Genomic DNA, 20678 nt, shown 5'->3' with positions numbered 1-20678 from the left:
AGTATGTTAAAGAAAGGTTAAAGTTGCCAAATGCCGCAGTGCTGCCATTCCCGGAAAGTATGACCTGTATAAGTATATAGTATGCAAGCACTTATATTTAATGCCAGAAAAAGTTAAATTGAGTTAAAAACCGTTAAAGAAAAGTTAAAATCGGGCAGGTAACAGGTTAAAAGTATAAATTTGTTAAGTGAGTAAGAATATAATTAACGGCGTTCTGGTGCTGATGAGCATTTCCCTGCTGGGTGTGGTGGGGCTGCAGCTCTATTGGATAAATGACGCCATACAGGTAAAGCAGGCTGAGTTTGACCGTAGCGTGAATGAGGCGCTTACCAGAGTGGTGGCTAAACTGGAAACACAGGAAGCAGCTGGCGTGGTGGCTAACCAGATGGCATCGCTGCAAAACGATACCCTCAAAACCAAGGCCCCGGAGCAAACCACCTCAGCTAACGCAAACTCAGCCAAGACCTCACAGAAACTAAAACCTGTAAGCAAACAGCCTGAGAAGCCATTTGCCGAAGCCCAAACATTGGAACAGCCTTCTCCAAAACGCTACCATCGTTACAAATTTTCCAACTCAGATTCGGTGCAGATAAGTATAGCCTTGCAGGCATTGGCAGAAGATAATGGCATGGCTCATTTCCAACGGGTATTTCAGGCTAAAGGAGAGCCCTTGGAGGCTGCGTTTATTCGAAAAGGAGATACACAGCAAGGAGAGAAAGCACAGGACTCCATAAAATTGCTAAGGCTGTATAACCGCCCCGTGAAAATTTCGGTGGATACGCTTAGAACTGTTGCTCTCCGGCTCGATAGCCTGATGAAAAAAAATAAGTTATTACAGAATACTTCGCCTTTCGAGATCGCCTCTGTAGACATCAGAAATGACAGTATTTTTATACTTAAGAAAAAGGGTGGCGAAAAACCCGTTCCTGCCTGGGTTCAGTATGTGCTTAAACCCGGAGAGCAGCCGCAGGAGATTTCCGACAAAAAGTTTATTTACAGAAACTTAGCCCACGCCAAAGCGCTTTCAGGCAGGCATAACGTTTATTTCAGGCAAAAACATGACAGTACATCTGCTGCAAAAAAAAGCATACAACCTGCTAAACTGCCGATCAGCAAGCCAACTTTATCGGATATCAGTAAGATAGAGCTAAAGAAAGACAAACTGAACGATGTAGTACAGAAAATGGTGGTGGAATATGTGGTTAAGGATGAGCCGCTGCAGAAACGACTTAACCTGGAAGCGTTACCAAACCTGTTACAAGCCGAACTCGAAAACAAAGGCATTAACCTTGATTTTGGATATTGGGTCGTTTCAGGTAAGTCAGACACGGTGGCCGTGCACAATGTAGCAGCGCTGACGCCGAACAGGCAGCCCATGTACAAAGCCAGCCTCTTCCCGAACGACATATTTGAGAAGCCGGACCACCTGGGTTTATACTTTGCCGATAGCCGCGCCTATGCCATGAAATCCTTGTGGGGCATGATGTCTTTGTCGGCGCTGTTTACGCTGGTCATGATCGCCACATTCGGTACCACCATTCATATAATTTACAAGCAGAAAAAGCTGTCGGAGATGAAGAATGACTTCATCAACAACATGACGCATGAGTTTAAAACTCCGATCGCCACCATCTCCCTTGCCACAGATGCCATTGCGAATCCCAAGATCTACGAGCACCCCGAAAAGATAAAGCATTACACCGGCATCATCAGGCAGGAAAACAAGCGCATGAATGCCCAGGTAGAGAACGTACTGCAAATTGCCCAACTGGAGAAGAACGACTTTAAGATGAACTTTAAACCAGTTGACGTGCACATACTTGCGGCCAAGGCTATTGAAAGTATACGCCTGCAAGTGGAAGAGCGGCTTGGCCAGATACACATGCAGTTAAATGCAAGGCATCACGAACTGCGCCTGGATGAGGTGCACCTGTTTAACGTGATCTGTAACCTGCTGGATAATGCCAATAAGTATTCCCCTGCCTCCCCGGAAATTAAACTGGAAACACAAAACCTGGACGGTGGGCTGCTGATTGCCGTGGAAGATAAAGGCATGGGCATGAGCAAAGAAACCCAGCAGCGCGTATTCGACAAGTTTTACCGGGTGCCAACTGGCAACCTGCACAATGTAAAAGGCTTTGGTCTTGGCCTGAGTTATGTAAAGGCCATTGTGCATGCACATAAAGGCAACGTGCGCCTCAAAAGCGAACCCGGCAAAGGAAGCAGGTTTGAGATATTCCTGCCTTTGGGTGAATGAGTGAATGAGTGATTGAGTGAATGAGTGAATGAGTGGATGAGTGGTTCCAAAATTTAATTACTCAAGTTTCGATATACGATAACCAGGCAGGTGTAAACACACCCCTACGCCCCTCTCAAGAGGGGATTCTAACAAAAGTGTAATTAAATTCCCCTCCTCTGGACTAGCCAAAACGAGAGTTTTGAGTTAGCGAGCGCAGCTCTTTAGGGGTGGGTTAAACACAAATGAGTTAAGTAATTAGCAATCAAAAATTTAAAGCATGAACATACTGCTAGCCGAGGACGACCCGAATTTTGGTATAGTGTTGCGCGATTACCTGGAACTGCATGACTATACTGTAACGCTGTGCAAAGATGGCTGCCTGGGTATTGCCGCCTTCCGCAAGGGCAAGTATGATCTTTGCATTCTGGATGTGATGATGCCTGAGAAAGACGGCTTTACACTTGCCCGGGAAATCAAGAAGCTGGAACCTGCAGTACCCTTGATCTTTTTGACCGCCAAAGCCATGAAGGAAGACATGGTGGAAGGCTTTAAGCTTGGTGCTGACGACTACATAACCAAACCCTTTGACTCCGAGGTGCTGCTTTACAAGATAAAAGCCGTGCTGAACAGAAAAGCTCCTATCCTGACAGAACAGAAAGAGCAAATTGATTTTGAAATCGGGCAGTATCGTTTTCAGTCGAACCTGCGCATACTTTCGCGGCACGGCGACTCAGAAAAACTATCCCCTAAAGAAGCGGAGCTGCTGAAAATGCTGTGCCAGCACCTGAACGATGTATTGCCCCGTGACCTTGCCCTCGAGAAGATCTGGCACGAAGATACTTACTTCACGGCCAGAAGTATGGATGTGTACATAGCTAAACTACGCAAATACCTCCGCCACGACCCTACTGTCGAAATCATCAATATACATGGCCGGGGATACAGGCTCTGCGCTCAGAACGGGGTAACACCATAAAAAAACAGGCTGCCACCACTGGTAGCAACCTGTCTTCGTTCACCAAAACAAAAATTATCCGTTCAACTTATTTAAAAGGTAAAGCCTACTGAAGCCTTGATAACACGGTTAAAAGTCTCAAAACTGCCGTTGTCATCAATTGTATTCAAGCCGTAGTCGTAGCCGGCGCTTATGTTAAAGCCACTCGGGAATCTGTAGCCAAGGCCACCAGTCACACCGAAGTCCACTTCTCTGAAACCGCTTTTCATGTCCCACTCCCTGTTCAGGGCTTTAAAGCCAAGTGCACCAGCTTCAGCCTGTAATTTATTGGAGATCAGGTAAGACACCTGCGGACCGCCAAAGATATGGAACCCCTCTCCTATATATACTTTTGCCAGGATCGGCATGTCCAGGTACTCGGCTTTGTTGGTAAGCGTTAAATTAGCGTTCAGAAACTCCACTTCCTCGATCGGAATTTTACCGATCAGGCGTGTACCTTTTTGCGAGTACTGCAGCCCCGGCTCAATCTCAAAACCAGGGGCAACCGGTATACTTACATAACCACCCACATGGAAGCCCTCGCGCATTTTACGGTTCACAGAGCCGTTCGTCATATCAAAAAGGTCCTGGGCACTGTTTACTGTTTCGCCCTGCCACTCTGCAAGGTTTACACCGGCTTTAACGCCAAATCGTATCGGATTTTGCTGCGCATTTACTTTTGTTGCGATAAAGCCTAATGCGACAGCTATAAGTAGAAATATCTTTTTCATGGTAATAATCTTTATGGTTCCGTCTGGTTTAGTAAGCTGCGCTGCTTGCTCTTGCCTAATGGAAAAACCATGCCAAAAGTATGGCCTAATTCTAAAAAAGTTCCACACATCCACGCAATTACCTGATTATCAAAACAGTACCTAAAACAAAACCCATAAACAGCAGAGATTGAAGCAGATTTATACTTTGCTAGGCCTCAATTCCATACCTTTGTGGTTATAAAATAGGTTAAGCATTATGAAGGACAGATCACAGGTGCGGCTAAAGCAACTGGCCGTGCACAGGGTTGGAAATAAAGCAAAGGAAGAAGGCGTTTTGGTATCGAAAGAACTGGTTGACCTGCGCGATGAGCAGTTATCAGACCTGTTATTGAACTACTTTTTATCACCGTTCAAGCAGGAAGAGTTTTTCCGTTTCACGCACACCTCCGACCTGGCCCTGAACGAGATGTTTGCCTATGCGGCCTTAATTTTCACACAGCCCGATAAGTTTCATGAGTACTCGGTGCATATCCTGAACCACCTGTACGAGCAATCGGACCACCCGAAGGTTAAAAGCGGGGAGCTGTATGTGGTGCATTTTTCCGGCTGTTTGATGGCAGATGATATTGTGGATGCGGTAGGAATATTTAAGTCGGAGAACAAAGACACCTTTCTAACGATCCAGGATGAGGCGGATGACCTGAATGTGAACTACCACTTTGGCGTAAACCTAAAAGGCGTTGACAAGGGCTGCATGATCTTTAACACGGAGGCTGAGGATGGCTTCCGGGTGAAGCTTGTGGATGCCAACAGCTACGATGCAGCCTTCTGGAAAGAGGATTTTCTGAACGTGACTGAGCTAAAGGACACCAACTTTAACACTAAAGCGGTGCTGAATCTTTGCAAGGATTTCTCGGAAGAGGTGTTTGCCCAGAAAGAAAGTAAAAAAGCGCAGGTAGACTTCATCAGCCGCTCAGTAGACTACTTCTCTAAAAGCGAGACCTTTGATCTGGATGAGTTTACCAGCAGCGTGATAGATGAGCCAGAGACCAAGGAACGCTTTATGAACTACAGCCAGTCCTACGCCGAAGAGCGCGACATAGAAGGCTTCACGGATTTCACGATCAACAAGAACACAGTAAAGAACATGAAACGCAAGTTTCGTAACTTTATAAAGCTGGATACGCAAATAGAGATAAAGTTTAGTGGCTATAACCCCGAGCAAAGCGAACAGTACGTAGAGCGTGGCTTTGACCAGGAACGCGGCATGCACTTTTACAAAGTATACTTTTACAGCGAAAGCTAACGTTTACCAGAAACTATAGCCTGGCGGCTGGTGTTAGAAAAACCTCAACCCTAATCACAATCAGGAACGATACTTGCTCACAGAGCAATAGTAAAGTATAAATCAATATGAAAAGAATATTTGTAGCCCTTGTATTTGTTTTTGCTGGCAGCGCGGCCTTTGCCCAGAATGCCCCAGCCAATTCGAAAGCAGCTAACCAGGCCCCCGCTGAAAAAACACTGGAACAACGCGCCGATGAAATGACGGCAAGTATGGCCAGGCACCTGCACCTGACGCCACAGCAAGCTGCTAAAATAAAAACAATTAACCTGACCGGTATGCAGCAGGTTGAGGAAGCAAAGGCAAAGTATAAAGACGACCCACGCATGGTGGTTAAGCAGATCGACATCATCAGCCAGACCAGGTTATCGCAGATAAAGGATGTGCTTACCCCGGTGCAGTTTCAGCAGTACCAGGACCGCCGTGAAGAGAAAATGGGAGTGCCAAATGAGGCCAAGACCAACCCCAGCCAACGGCACCAAAACCCTACCCGATACCAGGAAAGCTACTAAAACACAAGGCACGGCACCCGCCGTGCTTTTTTTATGCGGCACCTGCAGCACCAATCTGCCCTGTTTCCAGCTTCTCGGGCAGCGCTTCTTTTATAAGTTGCTGCTCCGGTGCCAGCAGTTGCCGCCGCTGAAAATCGGTAACTACTGTGCCCGGTGGCTTAAAAAGTATACCCCATACTTCTTTTAAAGTGCGGGCATGTTTCAGGTCGTTCCAGATGTCCACCCACTCATGAAACACCAGGTATACCGGGTTAAAAGACTTGACAGGTTTGGTGAGGCCATAGGTTGGGTGCTCCTCCTCTTTCTGGAATGTACCAAACATTCTGTCCCAGATGATGAAGGTAGAGCCGTAGTTTTTGTCCAGGTACTTTGCATTGGAGCCGTGGTGTACCCTGTGGTGCGAAGGCGTAACAAAGAAATACTCTATGGGGGCTGGCAGCTTTTTGACCAATTCGGTATGCACGAAGAACTGGTAAAACACCGCTACCTGGTGGCAGATGAAAAAAGTGAACGGGTCCAGGCCAACAAAGGGCACCGGCAAAAAGAACACGAATTTTATATGCTGCGTCCAGCCGGTGCGGAAAGATACGGAGAAATTCATTTTTTCGGAGGAGTGGTGCGTAACGTGGGTTGCCCACCAAAAACGCTGCTCATGGGATATACGGTGTGCCCAGTACCTGCAGAGGTCCACGATGAAAAAGCAAAGTATAAACGCCCACCAAACCCGCGGCACTGCCCAGGGCACCAGGTTATAAACCACCATAGCCACCGCAAACAGCCAGATCTTGAGTGCCCCGCCCAACAATGAATTAACCGCACCTATGGCCAGGGCTGCGAAAAAATCCTTGGTATGGTAGTAATCACGCTTTTTATAAACCCCCACCAGCCATTCCACCACCACCGACACTATGATAACAGGGATAGCATAATGCAGCACTGTCAGGTCATCAAGTCCGCGGAGTTGTTCCAGGGTAATTTTCTCTTTATCCATTCAGCTAAATCAGGGCTTTGGGTTTATAGCCATATCAAACGGCCATTAAAGCAAAGAAGTTAGCCCCAGCCCCTACTGCAGCATTAAATTACGTGTCATTTGCAAGTGAACAGGTTGATTACCATAGCCAGGCAGGCAAGTATGTAAGCTAAAAAAACTGGCATTCGATTTGGAGGGTTTGTTAAAAGGAGAATTCATACTTTTGTAAAGTCAATAGCTATGTATATGAACATCAGAAAGAGAATCAGAACGAATGTGCCCACCCAGGGTTCCCGGTTTGCCGCTTTGGATATTTTTGTAAAGGCCGCTGAAAAAGAGAATTGGACCGAGCAGGAAGTACAGTATGTAATCGATGAAGTGGTAGAGGCTGATAACGACAAGGAAGGCCTGGAGATCTTAAAGCACTACAGCACAACGTAAGGACTGCCGCATAATGTGGTTTCAATGCTGCCGCAGCCGGGTAGCATCTTTCGCAAATTATGTAACTTATAACCAGCTTATTAAGCAGAAGCTAAAGTATACTTTCGGGATTAGTTTTGGCTGGTAACCTGTGGCGTCAACTGCAGTTCCTCCTGGTGCTGTTGCAGGACTTCTATGATAAAGCTGATGTGTTCTTTTAAGTCCACCTCAAAAAGCGCTGCACCTTTTGCTACTTCTTCGCGGTCCACGGAAGCGGCAAAGCTTTTCTGGCCCAGTTTCTTGATCACGGATTTTGCCTCCAGTCCATCCAGGCGTTGCGGCCTTACCTGTGCGCAGGCAACAATAAACCCTGTAATTTCATCGCAGGCAATCAACGCTTTGTCCAGCAAGGTATCATAGGTTTTGCCCCATTTTGTGTAGTGTGCCGAAATAGCGTGGGCAATCTCCTCCTCTCCTTTTTCCTGTAGCAATTTTACGATCACATTGGGGTGCTGCTCCGGGTAAGCCTGATAATCCGCATCGTGCAGTAAACCGGCAACAGCCCATTTCTCAGTGTCTTCACCGAGTTTGTTGGCATAAGCTTCCATCACAAGTTCTACGGTGCGGGCATGGCGTAACAGGCTTTCGCTGCTTGTCATGCTGAATAAAATCTTTTTGGCTTCCTGGCGTTTCATGATAAAGTATAGATTTAGTAATGTAAGATATCTAATTTACCTGAACACACAAAGTGCATTTATACCTGGGGTGTATCCTGATCGGGGGGTAAACGGGTAGAATCCATGCGAAATGCTTTCAGTTCTGACCGCAGTTGTTGTAACTCTCTGTGCAGCTCTTTTAATTGGCTTGCTCCTGCCAGTTCTGCATCTTTGTTCTCCGCATCCTGCCCGATAAAGAACGTGGCTAGCGTGGCCGTTACGTAGCCAAACACGGCAAAGCCATACAAGGCAAGCAACAGGCATAGCACCCTGCCCTCGGGTGTGACCGGGAAATACTCACTACCAATGGATGTGAGCAGCATTGCTGTCCACCAGAGTGCCTCTCCATAAGAGTCAAGGCCATGCTCCCGCTCGAAGGCGTACATGCCCGCCGCACCGGCCACTATCACCAGCAGGGTAAGGGCAATTACATAACCAAAGGCCCGGCGCTGCATGGTTTTGCCCAGGCTGCGCATCCCTCTGTTAATAGAGCCTACTACCTTTACCAGGCGCAGCCCTCTTACAGCTCTCACAGACCTGACAACCCGAAACACCCGGGTGATCCTGAACACCCGCAGGGCAGGAACTATCAGGGAGATGGTAGTAAGGATGTTGCTGCGGAGAAAATTGAGCTTATGCGGTGCAAGTATAAACTTAACGGCAAAGTCAAGTATAAATATTACCCAGATGGCTATACTTAACAGTTGCAGCAAGTAATTTAAGCCCCAGATAAACTCCACTACAAGCAGTACCAGCCAGATAAAGCCCAGCACCACCAGCGGTGTTTCAAGGGCATCCTGCAGCCTGTTCAGCAACTCATAACGCTCCCGGTTCAGGAGGCGTTTACCGGCTTTGTTTCTAAGGTTTCTTTCTCCCATGCGTGCATTCAGTAACATGGCCAACTGCTACGGCCTTACTTACCTGCATAGGGTACGGGTGTTGTGCCTGTTCGTTTAGTAGCGGGAAAACCGGACGATCAGTCTAACTTGGCTATCTGTACATTCTTCCAGAAGCCCATAATGCGGTCCTTTTTTCCTACCAGCAGGTCTATCTGCTTGTGTATCCGGCGGTTCATAACATCTCTTACAATGTATACGCCGTCCAGGTCGTCCGATATGCCTGTTACCCACAGTGAGTCGCCGAAGCTAAGTTCTCCGCCCCACTTGCTGTGCAGGTCCCTGGATACGGCGATCCAGCGGTGTTTTTTAGGATTTCGCTTGTTTATGCGGGAGCCATCCGCAGTGATATAAGGGGTGTCGTCGGTTTGGCTCGGCTCCGGATGGTAGATTGAAGCCTTTACGGTAATGGTGTTTGAAGAAGCGGGTAAATCTAAGTCTGTCTGGTTTTCATCTTTAGGGGGCCAACCCATTGTTTTCTCTTCGATTTTCGGTGCGTGGGATTCAGCAGTAAAAAAGGAAAATTCTTCAGCCATTGCTACTGTCATTGAGAGCATGGCTGCCAGTAATTTGATCCTAAACATAAGCAGTCCATTTCGTGAAACATCGATTTAGGTAATAATAACAGGCTTAAACGATGGCTCTCAAGAATGGTTTTACAAAATATGTTATTTCGCTATATTCGAATAAATTTAATTTATTTAATGTCTTATATAATTTTACTAATTATTAATTGATATATAACCGCATCTAGCTATTGTTGTGCAATTTTACTGGGCACCTTTTACAGGCTTATAGTATAAGTTAAAATTTAGCCGGTGAAGTATTGTTTCTTATAGAAATCCATACTTGCATTGCTTTTAGGCAGGCCATACTTCTGGCTTACTTCTTAAAGTATTTGTCGTAGATAACGTAGCCTACAAAGGCGGCAATACTTATTGCGGATACCCAGATGAGGCCGGACTTGAGGCGTTCGTTGTTTTCGCCAAGCCAGGCAAGCAGAATGGCAAGCGGCACAATGCCGGCCAGCGTGGCACCTATAAACCGGAAGTAATTCATTTTTGCAAGCCCTGCCACAAAGCTGATGGCGTCGTTTGAAAGAAAGGGTGAGATACGCGCAATAATGACTGCCCATAGCCCATACTCGTCAACAAAGCCGGTTACTTTTCGCTCTGTTTTGCGCCCTATCAGTTTTGAAACTCCCGCCTCACCAACCCACCGGCCGATAAGGTAGCCAATGGTGGAGGCCACGAATACGGCAGCCACGGCTATCAGCGTTCCCCATATCGGCCCGTAGGCAATAATGGCCACCAACATCAGGGCCACCACGTTGATCACCAGCAGGAACATCTGTGCGATCATGGCAAGTATAATGAAAAATGGTCCCCAGAAACCAAACTGGCTAACCCATTCCGAAATGCGCTGCTTGTCGCCGCTGGTAAGTATAGCCCAACTGTTATCCACCTCCTGCTGGAAACCGGGAAAAAGGAAATAGGAAGCTACAAGCCCGGCAATTAGAAGCAGCGTGATGTAAAGCGGCCATTTGCTTTGCTTGCCGGTGCTGGTATCATCTTCAATGGTTTCGTCGTAGCTGTGTTTCCTTACTACGGTTTCTTCCTGTCTGTCTGTATGCCTATTTTTCATTCCTTGTTCTGTCTAAATGCATCTTATTAGACGAAACATTAGCTGAGTTGGTTGGTGCGGCTGCTTTGCCGGTAGTGGTGTTTAGCGTATAATAATGGCTTTTCTCATTTTCCTGCTCATGCACTTTATAGCTGATATGCATATGCCGGTAATTAATGCCGAATGTGTTGCTCACATGGCGTTGCACCACGTCAGGCTCCAGGTAAACAGGCTTTTTCTGTCTTCCGATCTTCCCTTCGCCGTAAACCAGCGCCGCCACAAGGCCGGCCACAAACCCCGCTATGTGCCCCTCCCACGAAATTCGCTCTTCGGTGGGCAGCAGTCCGTAAAAAAGCCCGCTGTACAGGAAAAGTATGACCAGAGAAATTGCCATGGCACTGCGGTTCTGCCTCAGAAACCCATTAAACAGCAAGAAACCAGCCAGCCCATACACAACGCCGCTTGCCCCAATGTGGTAAGATGGCCGACCAATAAACCAGGTTAGAATGCCGCTAAGCACATACACCAGCACAATAACATGCAGGGCCACTTTCCGGTGCATGAAAAGTATAAACCCAGAGAGCAGTATCAGGGGAAAAGAGTTGGAAAGCAAGTGCAACAGATCGCCGTGCACCAATGGGCTGGTAACCACGCCTATCAGGCCAAAAAAATTACGGGGCTGAATGCCCAGCCAGCGCAGGTCTGCATGAAACAGGTAGCTTAAAAGGCTGATCAGGCAAAGCAAGGCCACAAAAAGGGCTCCCGGGAGAAAGCTGTAGGCAAAAATCACCTTCTCGTTTTCCGAAGTATACAGTTCTTTACCGGTAAGCTTATTTTCCATTCAGTTCAGCCTTAATTCATCAACAATATAGTGTAAAGTGCAAAAGCCGCCAACCCTTATTACAGCTTTAAAGCCCAAATTCTCGTATTTATACTTGCAACCTCTAAAACTAACCTACCATATAAGAACTATTTTACAAACTTAAACCATAACGCTGCCAGGTGCGGTGTTCTGAAGATCATGTTTTACCTGACTCCATTTTTATCCTGCAGGATCTCAAAAAATATCCTGGGCAAACTACTGTTGTTAATGCCTTGGCTTTTGTTTTCATGTGAGGGTACAGATACACAGAAGCAGACGTTTGCCGGTGCTGTAACAGAATATGAGCCTGTCCGTAGCCCTTATGTGCGTGCCGCCACTTTGGTTGATGCCCTGCAAGAACGGGAAAGCTATTGGGTAGACTCTGTTTTTTATTCCTTAACACCCGATGAACGTATTGCACAGCTGATGATCGTTGAGGCTTTCTCGAACCGTGGAGAAAAGTATGAGGCAGACGTGATGCGTTTGATCACGAAGTATAAAGTTGGCGGACTGATCTATTTCCAGGGTGGGCCCATGCAGCAGGCAAAACTCACGAATAAATACCAGGCAGCTTCCAAAGTACCACTATTTATCTCGATGGATGCCGAAACCGGCGTGGGCATGCGCCTCGACAGTACAGTACACTATCCGTATCAGCAAATGCTGGGTGCCGTGGCCGATAATGGCCTTATCTATGGTATGGGCGCACAGATAGCCGGAGAGTTTAAGCGGCTTGGCATGCACATTAACTTTGCCCCCGTTGCCGATATAAACAACAACCCCAAAAACCCCATCATCAGTTACCGCGCGTTTGGCGAAAACAGACAGGATGTAACCGCAAAAAGCCTCGCTATTATGCAGGGCATGCAGGATAACGGCATCATTGCGGTTGCTAAGCATTTTCCGGGGCACGGCGACACAGACGTAGATTCTCATCACGACCTGCCCATTATACCTTTTACCAGGGCACGCCTTGACTCGATCGAGCTTTACCCGTTTCAGGAACTCATAAAGCAGGACGTTGGCGGCATGATGGTGGCACACATGCACATACCGCAACTAGACCCGACGCCATACCTCCCCTCCACCCTTTCGCCAAACATTGTAAAGGGCCTGCTACAACGCGACCTGAAGTATAAAGGGCTTGTGTTTACGGATGCCATGGTGATGAAAGGCGTTACAAAATACTTTGAGCCCGGTGAGGCCGAAGCCAAAGCCCTGATAGCCGGAAACGACATATTAGAACGACTGGAGAACGTACCAAAGGCAATAAAAGCCATAAAGCAGGCTGTGGCAGACGGTTACCTTAGCCAGCAGGAAATTGACGAAAAATGCAAGCGTGTATTAAAGGCAAAGCAGTGGCTGGGGCTGCATAAGTATAAACCCATAGACCTGGACAACCTTTATGCAGACCTGAATACCCGACAGGCCGATAGTATAAACCGTGCCTTAGCCGAGGCCGCCATTACCCTACTGGTAGACAAAAAAAGGACCTTGCCCTTTAGGCCCGGTAAAAGAACTAGCGTGGCAACTGTCAGCTTCGGGCTAGTGAAAACAGGCACGTTTCAGAGGCTGGTAAAGGAAGAAATACGCACCACAGACTTTGTGATTTCCAGAAAGGCAGGCAAAAAGGAAGCAGACGCACTCTGGCGAAAACTCACGAAGTATGATGTGGTGCTGGTAGCATTGTACGGCCCAAGCATCAGTCCCAGCAACAACCTCGGCTACACAAAGCCAGCCACTGATTTGGTAAGGAAACTTGCCTTATCAAACAAAGCCATTGTTATACTTTTTGATAATGCCTACGCCATAAACCAATTTCCAGGCCTTGAGCAAAGCCGTGTTCTGATCCAGGCATACCAACCACATTACCACGCGCAGGAGGCAGCTGCCAGGTTACTATTTGGCAAAATACCGGCCCGTGGCAAACTGCCGGTTACCGTAAACAGGCACTTCACCTACGGCGATGGAATCAGTAAAGAAAAGTCGCTGGCAGCCAGCCCTTAGCAACAGGTATCTTACATAGCTTATATCCGTAATAAAAGCAGGAATGAAAAAACCAGCTGATTACATAAAACTATGAATACAAAAGATAATTTTCTGAGAACACTGACCGCGCTGTGCCTTGTGTGCCTGATGTGGAGCTGCGAAGGCCGCAGGGATGTGGATGACACCGAAGTAGTTACCGTTGATACAGCCGAAGAGGACACGGCAGTAGTAGTACAGCGCGGTAAAACAGCAGAACAGCAACTGGACGAGTTCAGGAACTGGCTTAACCGGCAGGCCGATAAAGGCGACACCGCCATAGATCGCAATTGGCCAAAAGTAAAGGAGGAGCTCCGCCAGCGCAATGCGCAACTCGAGCAAAACTTCGACAGCCTTTCAGAAAAATCGAAGCAGGAGTACAAAGACCTGAGGACCCGTTACGAGCGCTGGGAGGCACGTCAGGAGCGACGCCAGCAGCAACCGCTTGATCCTTCTAAACTCAACAACCTGAAAAGCAAACTGCTGCGTGAGTACAGCAACATAGAAAAGATCACTGCCGGCAACATACGCGAGGCCTACCTCACATTTATGGGAACCGTAAGGGCGCAGCGCCGCAACTGGACACAAGACGACTGGGACTATGTGGATTTTGTGTACTCCCAGCTTAATGAGCGACGCGGCCAGATTGAAGGGCAGATAAGCACCGGCGACAATCTTAAGATAAGGGCCTTGCAGGCCGAGTATCTAACCCTGGAAGGCGCCGCTGATACACAAAGCGCTATCAGAGGCACAAAAGACTAAATTTAAAGTATAAAAGCAGGCGTTTTGCCTGCTTTTATACTTTAAGCCTTCCTTAATTTTACCCACTGTTGGGCTATCACTGTTTTGGCGTCCGGGGTATTCAGTTTTTCAAAATCATCGGCTGATAGTTGCACCAGTGTAATGTGCTCGTTCTCGTGTGCATTGCCTCCGCCTTGCCCCTTTTGCACCGATACCTCTGCATAGTACAAGTATATTTTCTCGGTTGTACCGCCAGGAGAAGTATAAAAAGTATGCACGTGCTCCAGGCTGTCCACCTCGTAACCGGTTTCCTCTTCAATTTCGCGGGTTATACTTTGCTCCGGTTCTTCGCCAGCGTCTATCATGCCGGCCACTACCTCTGTTAAATCCGCCTCTGCGCCAACCCTGAACTGTTTTGCCAGAATGTATTGCTGGTTTCGGGTATCGTAAATAAGGGCCGCAACGGCATCTCCCCTGTCAAACTGCTCACGGGTAAAGGTCTGCCCATCGTGCTCAACAGTTAGCTTGTAGATCTTAAAATAGCCGTCGTAGGCGATTTCTTTTTTCTTGATTTCCATAAGTATACTTTTCCAGGCCAGGTGGTATGGTACAGGCAAAGGTATAAAGTATAGGCAAAGTATACTTATGTCAGATCTCGTTATTACGAACGGCCGCCTTGTCGGTATTTTCTGTATACTTCGAGAACGATAGCTCCGACTCGCTTTCGTAGCCTTTAGCCCGTTGCTTCCCGATTCCGCCTTCGCCGGGCAGCAGGCGGTTTATTGCTTCAAAGATACCCATCATCAGGCCAGGCGAGATACCATGCAGTAGTTCTCCAAACTTGGCTGGTAGTGTGGTGGTAACCTCGGCATCGCCGTGGCGCAATGCCTCCAATACTTGTTTTGCCGCAGCTTCAGCACTGCTTGATGTAAGTGGGCTGGAATCCATGAGCTTGAACAGGGCGTATTCCTCCTTATGCTGCCCTTTTACGATAGCGTGCCGTGGGCTTCCGGTGCGCATCAGCCCCGGATTGGCCGTCGTGACTGTGATGTTATACTTTGCCAGCTCAGCACGCAGCCCCTCCGATAAACCAACAAGTGCAAATTTACTGGCACTGTAAGGTACCAGGTGCGGTACGCTTATCTTGCCGCCAATGGAGGCGATGTTCAGGATACGCCCCTCACCTCTCGCCTTCATGCTGGGCAGCACTGCCATAATAGTATACAATGGTCCCCAGAAGTGCATATTCATGGCTTCTTCGTATTCCCGCAGCGTCATCTCGGTTACAGGCCCGGCACTGATCACTCCGGCATTATTAATGAGCACATCTATAGGCCCGAACTCATTCAGCACATTTGTGATCACATGGTTAACCTGCTGCTCGTCTGTCACATCGCACTTCTGCACCAGTACGTCTGCCCCTTTGCCGGCCAGCTCAATACGGGCATTCTCCAGTTCTGTCTCGTTTCTGGCGCAAAGCACCAACCGGGCACCCTCAGCAGCCAGCTGTCTTGCCAAAACAAGCCCAAACCCACGCGAGCCTCCGGTTATAAACACGGTTTTGCCATTAAAGTCGTATGCGGTAAGGCTGCGGTACACAGCCCGTGCGGTAAGTAAGGCACCAGCTCCGGCAGCCAGCCACCAAAGCTTTTTATTATCGTCTGTTTTCATGATAGCGTCATAAGTTCATTAAAGTCATTGCTTTAACTCTACGGCTACCATTAAAACGGAGTTAAATTATTAAATAGACAGGTTTAGTTATTTTGCGCGTTTTTGCTGAAGATCTTATTCTTGATAACGGGTGTGTACATGATCTTGATGGCTGCCACTGCATAGTGGTCTGTGTTAGGGTCAGCTAGCCGGGGGCCTACATTGTCAAGGTAATCGGTGGTGGTAATGCGGTACATCAGCTCGCCTGCAACAGCGATCTCGTCGGAGAACCGGAAACGCAGGCCGCCGCCAAAAGGAATAACAGCGGCAATGGCAGGGTAATTCCGCTCAGGGTCATACTTAGTCTGCGAGTCTTCCAGCCTGGAAACATCTCCCGGAAACGAGGTGGCCGTGTAATAAATGAACCCGCCGCCGGCCCGTACATAAGGCACCACAAAGCGTTTTCTGGATGACCTGTAATTACCAGAACCGGCATAACTGTCCAGGAGGTTTAATACCACTGAGCCGCTCACCTCAATCACCTCTGACTGAAATGCCACATTCAGTGGGCGTCTTGGATCTTTTTCTTCCGCACCCAGTCGTACGTAGTCAATGCTCCCGGCCATACTTAGATAAGGCGTAAATTTATACCAGGCTCCCATGCTGACATTCGGTCCAAAATCGTTGCAGCCCGGGCTGCCGCAGATATCGCTTTTAACCCCGGCCACACCGCCTCCAGCTACAATCACAAGCCCGCGTTCAGGCAATTTGCTCCTGCCTATACGCTGAACAAAGCTGTTCTGGGCCTCTGCAGCAAATGGCAGCAGTGGTAAAAGTAAAATAAGTATGATGATACAGGTAAGGGTTCTGTTCATATAAAATAGCTAGGCTAATAAAACAACACAGCCAAAAGCACACAGCAGTAAATTTATACTTCCACAATGGTTCGGAAGCCTGTTCCTAAGTACGACCTGTGCACCGGCTTTCTTTGTTTCTCTACGATTAATCTAATAAAAAGATAAATAACTAACTATTATTATATTTTAATATCGGAATTGTACTGAAAACTGTATTTTACTCCTTCCTGTAAAGGCAAAAAGAAAGTATAAACAGCTATAGGTTTTACTTGGATTTTGCAGCACTCAGGCTTTTATCCGCAATTCTAAGGAAATCGATTACCAGGGCCACGGCATCGGCGTAAAAATCCGGGTTTATCTGGTTATAGTCGTCGGTGGGTTTGTGATAATGTGGGTGGTCCTCTACGCCAAAGTATACATACGGGATGTGGCGCTTATGGAATTGAAAATGGTCGGATTGGCTGGTCCAGTCGTCGGTGCCCTGCTCCGGTTTATCATGGCCGATCAGGAGTTTAGCTTTGGGCCTGGCAGCAACTTGCCTGACGAGAGGCAAAAGATGCGGATAGTGGTGCGTGCCACTGGCATACAACTCGCCTTTGGCATTTATGCTGAGCATGTCCATGTTCACATTCAGTGCTAGTTGCTCTAAAGGCACAGGAGGGTTCTTTAAAAAGGCATCGGCTCCCTGCAGGCCAAGTTCCTCGCCGTCCAGGGCAGCAAAGATGAGGGTGTGCTTGGGCGGGTTTTTCTTAAAATAGGCGGCAGCGGCAAGCACCGCACCTACACCAGAGGCATTGTCATCGGTGCCATTATAGATCTCGCCGTTGCGTACGCCTACATGGTCGTAATGCGCGCTAATTACAATGGCTTTGCCAGTCTGGCCAGGTATGTACCCGATAAAGTTTGTGGCCTGCTCCACTGTAATGCGTTTGCTTTCCAGCCTGAAATGCTGTTTAAAGCTATCATTAAATGGCTGTAAGCCATTTTCCTGGAAACGCTTTAGTATATATTCCTGTGCCTTCTGGCTACCAGCGGTACCGCTCAGCCTGCCTTCCATCGAGTCTGCGGCAAGCACACGGATGTCTTGCAACAGCTGTTCTTTCTTAAACTGGAGTTTTTGGGCATCAGCCAAAAATGGCGTAGCAACGAGGCATGCCAGCAGGAGTATCTTTTTCATGGGTGTAGTATAAACCCTGAAGATAGCACAAGCGCCAATGCCAGCCAAACAGTTTATACTTTTGGCCAGGCGATCCAGCTTTTCTGGCGAAGGGCTGCCTTGTTCTTTTTGTGGGCTTTTACAGGCTGACGGTCAGTATCCTGTTCAGAGTTGTCTTTGTAAGAAGTGGTCTCGGTTTTTGGCACCCATCCACTGCTGCGCATAACGGTTTCTACTGCGTTTGCTTTTACTTCGTTTGAGCTGCTTAAAAACAGATCGTATACCTTTGACTTAGTCATATTACCTGGTTTTTAAATGTTTCAATACTTTAACCAAAGCAATGCAAGGAACGTGCCACTACGTTAGAAAGATGCAAAAGTTTCCTCTAATCGGCTTATCTATAGATAGTACAAAGTGAATTATAAAAAAAGAGCCAGACTGCTATGCCTGGCTCTTTTTTATTTAATAATGTTGATGAACGCTGGTAGCTCCAAAGGCCCTACCGATGTCTGCACGGTAGGCTTAATCTGCAACTGCACTTTCGCTTTTTCTTTGTCCTGGCTTATAAGGGTTGCCATGCGCAACAGGCTATTCAGGCTGGTGTTGCCATTTTCCTGGGCCAGTGCCAGCGGCGAGCTAACGGTTAAAGTGTTTAGGCCGTCTTTTAGCTGTATGGCTTCGTTTATCACACCGCTCAGGGCTTTCTCGTTGTTCACCAGCATCTGCCACTTCAGCTGGGTTACCGTCATGGTCCTGGATCTGTGCTCCTCACCTAAGGCCACATTTAACTTAAGCGTTGAAGTGGCATTCAGCTTGTTTTCTGAGAGCGCCGAGAAAAGTATAGCCGCATCACTGAATGAAAAATCCTCGGCACGCTTCTTCTCCAGCAGATTAATGCCATTCACCCTCATTTCATCTACACCCTGCAACGTATAATCAGCCTCTTTAAAGGCTTCGAAATCGTCTTTATTGCTGCAGGCAGTGCCAGCCACCAAAAGCAGCAGCACCCAGAAGTAATGTTTAAATTTTATGCTCATGTTAATCTTTTACAACTTTTCCAGACCCTGAAACATCGAAGTTTGTGTCCGGGTTTCCTTTGTAGTATACTTTGCCGCTTCCGCTAATCTCAACATCCAGTTCATCAGAGGCTCTTACCTGTGCCCTCCCTGATCCTGAAATACTGATCGTCGCTTTATCAGTTCTAAAATCAAAAGCCTTGTGGTTACCCGAGCCCGATATGCGAACATCCTGCTCACGGGCAGCCCCGGACAGTTCTATGGTGCCAGAACCACTGATGCGTGAAGTGAGGATTTCGGTATCCACCCTGCCCTGAATATCGCCAGAGCCGGAAACGGCCACATCAAACTCCCTGCTTCTGAACCTGTCCTCCAGTTTAATAAACCCGGATCCGCTTATTTTGGCAGAGCGCAGATCTGGCAGGGTAAGGTATACTTCCACGGTTTCATAGTTGCTCAGGCAGCGGTCAAAACCAATGTCCCAAATACCACCATCCACATTTGTTTCCAGTTCGTCCAGTATGTTAGGCTGTCCTTTTACTTCTATGCGCTGCCTGTTACCCTTTCTTATGTACACCCTGGTATTGCCGTGCACCCTTACACCGTCTATGCTGCTCAGGTCCAGTGTCCGGCTCTCCACATCGCCTTCACCATCCAGGCAAAGGCCTTGTTCGTCGCAGGCACTTAAGCAAAGTAAAAGTATAAACAGCAAGGCAGGTATCTTAAAGATTCTCATAGAAAAAGGCGTTAAATGACTACAGATATACAGCAATATAGCAAATATCAGATAGATAGAAAACAAAAAGCCGCAACAGGTGCACTGTCACGGCTTCTGATGTCAGGTTGTTATACTTAGGTCAGATACCCGACTTTCTGCCCTTTTTTATTTACAAGTATGCCACGGTCTGTTACGAACACCGGCTGCAGCACATTGCTTTCAAAATAATAAGGAATTTCAGGATCGTTGGTCTTGGCCAGTTTTCCGATAATCTTTATGCCATCGTCGGTTACATGCACCAGGTGCAGTTTGGTAGTGATATAAAACTCTTCGCGTGGCGCTTTTGTGAAGTGCACCCGCGAAAGCACATAACGGTTATCCAGCGACGAGCTCTTTGGCTGTTCCTGCCCCTGCTGTATTTGTTGCAGCTGTCGCTGGGTTGGCTGCGTTCTGGCAATTGCGCGCTGGTCGGGTTGTGGTCCTTTGGCGCTGGCAACCAATTGGTCGTTGGCACTTTTCCAGCCTCTGCTGATGGCCTCCAGCCTTAGCTTTCGTCCGGGGTGTGTGCGTGATGTACGCTCCTCCGACAACAGGTTTATAGCGGCTTGTGCCTCCGCCAGGCTGGCCCCCATCTTCCGCAGCACGAATCCTGAAAACTCATCTGCCTCCAGCTCATCCCCGGGGTTGCTGCCACTTCGGCTTAAGGTGTGCCCGTTCAGGTGGTGGCCAATCTCATGCGCTATGATGCTGATGCCTCCCCAGTCGGTATGTACAGCATTGTTTATAGCAGCCATGAAACGCTCGTTGTAAAGTATGTAGCGTTTGCCATTGTGCACAACGGCCGCCGCGTTGTCAATATCTGCGGGAATCAGCTCAAATCTGGGTTTAAGTCCGATCACATTAATGATTTCCTGCACGATGTCGCGTGTACCCTGCGTAGAGTTTGATGCTATACGGTTTGGAGCAGCAAGCGTGGCCGCTTCCACCTCGAACGCTATTACAGAGAACAGTAAGAGCGCCCATACATATAATTGTTTCTTCAGATAGACCATGGCAGGAAATTTAAGTAGTAAGGCAGTATACTTTATCAACGTACAACAACCACCCGGTGATATAATAGCAACTTCTTTGCCAAATAACTGCATTTACTCCTGCTCTTCTGTTTTTAATTGTATTGCTTAAGTTAAGCCACAGACAGGCCGGCAGCTATGTGCGCCACATTACT

The 20678-nt window shown here is 47.8% G+C and carries 22 protein-coding genes; 7 read left to right on the top strand and 15 right to left on the bottom strand.

Translation table 11 applies throughout. The features are described from left to right. Positions 1-187: 187 nt before the first annotated feature. Positions 188-2257 (top strand): sensor histidine kinase, encoded by a 2070-nt coding sequence (locus tag AC4BAP_RS15770; protein WP_490583633.1) that lies wholly within the window; start codon positions 188-190, stop codon positions 2255-2257. A gap of 259 nt (positions 2258-2516) precedes the next feature. Then, a complete protein-coding gene (locus AC4BAP_RS15765; protein WP_490583632.1) occupies positions 2517-3215 on the top strand; it encodes a response regulator transcription factor in 699 nt (232 codons plus the stop codon). Between the two features lie 71 nt (positions 3216-3286). Here AC4BAP_RS15765 and AC4BAP_RS15760 read toward each other — a convergent pair whose 3' ends face one another. Continuing rightward, a complete protein-coding gene (locus AC4BAP_RS15760; RefSeq protein WP_490583631.1) occupies positions 3287-3964 on the bottom strand; it encodes a porin family protein in 678 nt (225 codons plus the stop codon). A 238-nt stretch (positions 3965-4202) separates the two neighbouring features. Here AC4BAP_RS15760 and AC4BAP_RS15755 point away from each other — a divergent pair, with 238 nt between their 5' ends. Both AC4BAP_RS15755 and AC4BAP_RS15750 read left to right on the top strand, forming a co-directional pair. Next, positions 4203-5252, top strand: coding sequence for a nucleoid-associated protein (locus tag AC4BAP_RS15755; RefSeq protein ID WP_490583630.1), 1050 nt, complete (start codon positions 4203-4205; stop codon positions 5250-5252). A gap of 107 nt (positions 5253-5359) precedes the next feature. Continuing rightward, a complete protein-coding gene (locus AC4BAP_RS15750) occupies positions 5360-5803 on the top strand; it encodes a DUF4890 domain-containing protein (RefSeq protein WP_490583629.1) in 444 nt (147 codons plus the stop codon). 31 nt (positions 5804-5834) lie between these two features. Here AC4BAP_RS15750 and AC4BAP_RS15745 read toward each other — a convergent pair whose 3' ends face one another. Continuing rightward, positions 5835-6794, bottom strand: a complete 960-nt coding sequence (locus AC4BAP_RS15745; protein WP_490583628.1) for a sterol desaturase family protein — start codon at positions 6792-6794, stop codon at positions 5835-5837. A 225-nt stretch (positions 6795-7019) separates the two neighbouring features. Here AC4BAP_RS15745 and AC4BAP_RS15740 point away from each other — a divergent pair, with 225 nt between their 5' ends. Then, entirely contained in the window at positions 7020-7214 is a 195-nt protein-coding gene (locus AC4BAP_RS15740; protein WP_490583627.1) for a hypothetical protein, read from the top strand. Between the two features lie 110 nt (positions 7215-7324). Here AC4BAP_RS15740 and AC4BAP_RS15735 read toward each other — a convergent pair whose 3' ends face one another. From AC4BAP_RS15735 to AC4BAP_RS15715, 5 genes are all read right to left on the bottom strand, one after another. Beyond that, positions 7325-7888 carry an HD domain-containing protein gene (locus tag AC4BAP_RS15735; RefSeq protein WP_490583626.1) on the bottom strand — a complete coding sequence of 188 codons (564 nt, stop codon included), beginning with the start codon at positions 7886-7888 and terminating at the stop codon, positions 7325-7327. Between the two features lie 59 nt (positions 7889-7947). Then, positions 7948-8805 (bottom strand): potassium channel family protein, encoded by an 858-nt coding sequence (locus AC4BAP_RS15730; RefSeq protein ID WP_490583625.1) that lies wholly within the window; start codon positions 8803-8805, stop codon positions 7948-7950. Positions 8806-8885: 80 nt separating this feature from the next. Then, on the bottom strand, positions 8886-9389 hold the full coding sequence (locus AC4BAP_RS15725) for a hypothetical protein (protein ID WP_490583624.1): 504 nt from the start codon (positions 9387-9389) through the stop codon (positions 8886-8888). 298 nt (positions 9390-9687) lie between these two features. After that, a complete protein-coding gene (locus AC4BAP_RS15720; RefSeq protein ID WP_490583623.1) occupies positions 9688-10449 on the bottom strand; it encodes a TVP38/TMEM64 family protein in 762 nt (253 codons plus the stop codon). Then, on the bottom strand, positions 10439-11269 hold the full coding sequence (locus AC4BAP_RS15715; protein ID WP_490583622.1) for a rhomboid family intramembrane serine protease: 831 nt from the start codon (positions 11267-11269) through the stop codon (positions 10439-10441). Before AC4BAP_RS15715 ends, AC4BAP_RS15720 begins: the two co-directional genes overlap by 11 nt. 249 nt (positions 11270-11518) lie before the next feature. Between AC4BAP_RS15715 and AC4BAP_RS15710 the strand changes: the two genes are divergently transcribed. Both AC4BAP_RS15710 and AC4BAP_RS15705 read left to right on the top strand, forming a co-directional pair. After that, positions 11519-13297 (top strand): glycoside hydrolase family 3 protein, encoded by a 1779-nt coding sequence (locus AC4BAP_RS15710; RefSeq protein ID WP_490583621.1) that lies wholly within the window; start codon positions 11519-11521, stop codon positions 13295-13297. Positions 13298-13369: 72 nt separating this feature from the next. Next, positions 13370-14077, top strand: a complete 708-nt coding sequence (locus AC4BAP_RS15705) for a hypothetical protein (protein ID WP_490583620.1) — start codon at positions 13370-13372, stop codon at positions 14075-14077. Positions 14078-14118: 41 nt separating this feature from the next. Here the strand turns inward: AC4BAP_RS15705 and AC4BAP_RS15700 are convergent, their stop codons facing one another. From AC4BAP_RS15700 to AC4BAP_RS15665, 8 genes are all read right to left on the bottom strand, one after another. Further along, a complete protein-coding gene (locus AC4BAP_RS15700) occupies positions 14119-14673 on the bottom strand; it encodes an NUDIX domain-containing protein (protein WP_490583619.1) in 555 nt (184 codons plus the stop codon). A 31-nt stretch (positions 14674-14704) separates the two neighbouring features. Beyond that, positions 14705-15727 (bottom strand): SDR family NAD(P)-dependent oxidoreductase, encoded by a 1023-nt coding sequence (locus AC4BAP_RS15695; protein ID WP_490583618.1) that lies wholly within the window; start codon positions 15725-15727, stop codon positions 14705-14707. 83 nt (positions 15728-15810) lie between these two features. After that, the gene (locus tag AC4BAP_RS15690) at positions 15811-16581 is read right to left on the bottom strand and encodes a hypothetical protein (RefSeq protein WP_490583617.1); all 771 of its coding nucleotides are present in this window, start codon (positions 16579-16581) and stop codon (positions 15811-15813) included. A gap of 247 nt (positions 16582-16828) precedes the next feature. Then, positions 16829-17740: a M28 family peptidase gene (locus AC4BAP_RS15685; RefSeq protein ID WP_490583616.1), complete on the bottom strand. Its 912-nt coding sequence runs from the start codon at positions 17738-17740 to the stop codon at positions 16829-16831. 53 nt (positions 17741-17793) lie between these two features. Then, positions 17794-18018, bottom strand: coding sequence for a hypothetical protein (locus AC4BAP_RS15680; protein ID WP_490583615.1), 225 nt, complete (start codon positions 18016-18018; stop codon positions 17794-17796). A 159-nt stretch (positions 18019-18177) separates the two neighbouring features. Beyond that, a complete protein-coding gene (locus AC4BAP_RS15675) occupies positions 18178-18756 on the bottom strand; it encodes a hypothetical protein (RefSeq protein WP_490583614.1) in 579 nt (192 codons plus the stop codon). Position 18757: 1 nt separating this feature from the next. Then, positions 18758-19471, bottom strand: coding sequence for a head GIN domain-containing protein (locus AC4BAP_RS15670; protein ID WP_490583613.1), 714 nt, complete (start codon positions 19469-19471; stop codon positions 18758-18760). Between the two features lie 116 nt (positions 19472-19587). Beyond that, positions 19588-20505, bottom strand: coding sequence for a M48 family metalloprotease (locus AC4BAP_RS15665; protein WP_490583612.1), 918 nt, complete (start codon positions 20503-20505; stop codon positions 19588-19590). Between the last annotated feature and the right edge of the window lie 173 nt (positions 20506-20678).

The sequence above is a fragment of the Pontibacter sp. GD7 genome (assembly GCF_058216375.1).
Note: the sequence above shows the minus strand (reverse complement) of the source record. Positions and strands in the feature narration are given on the sequence as shown.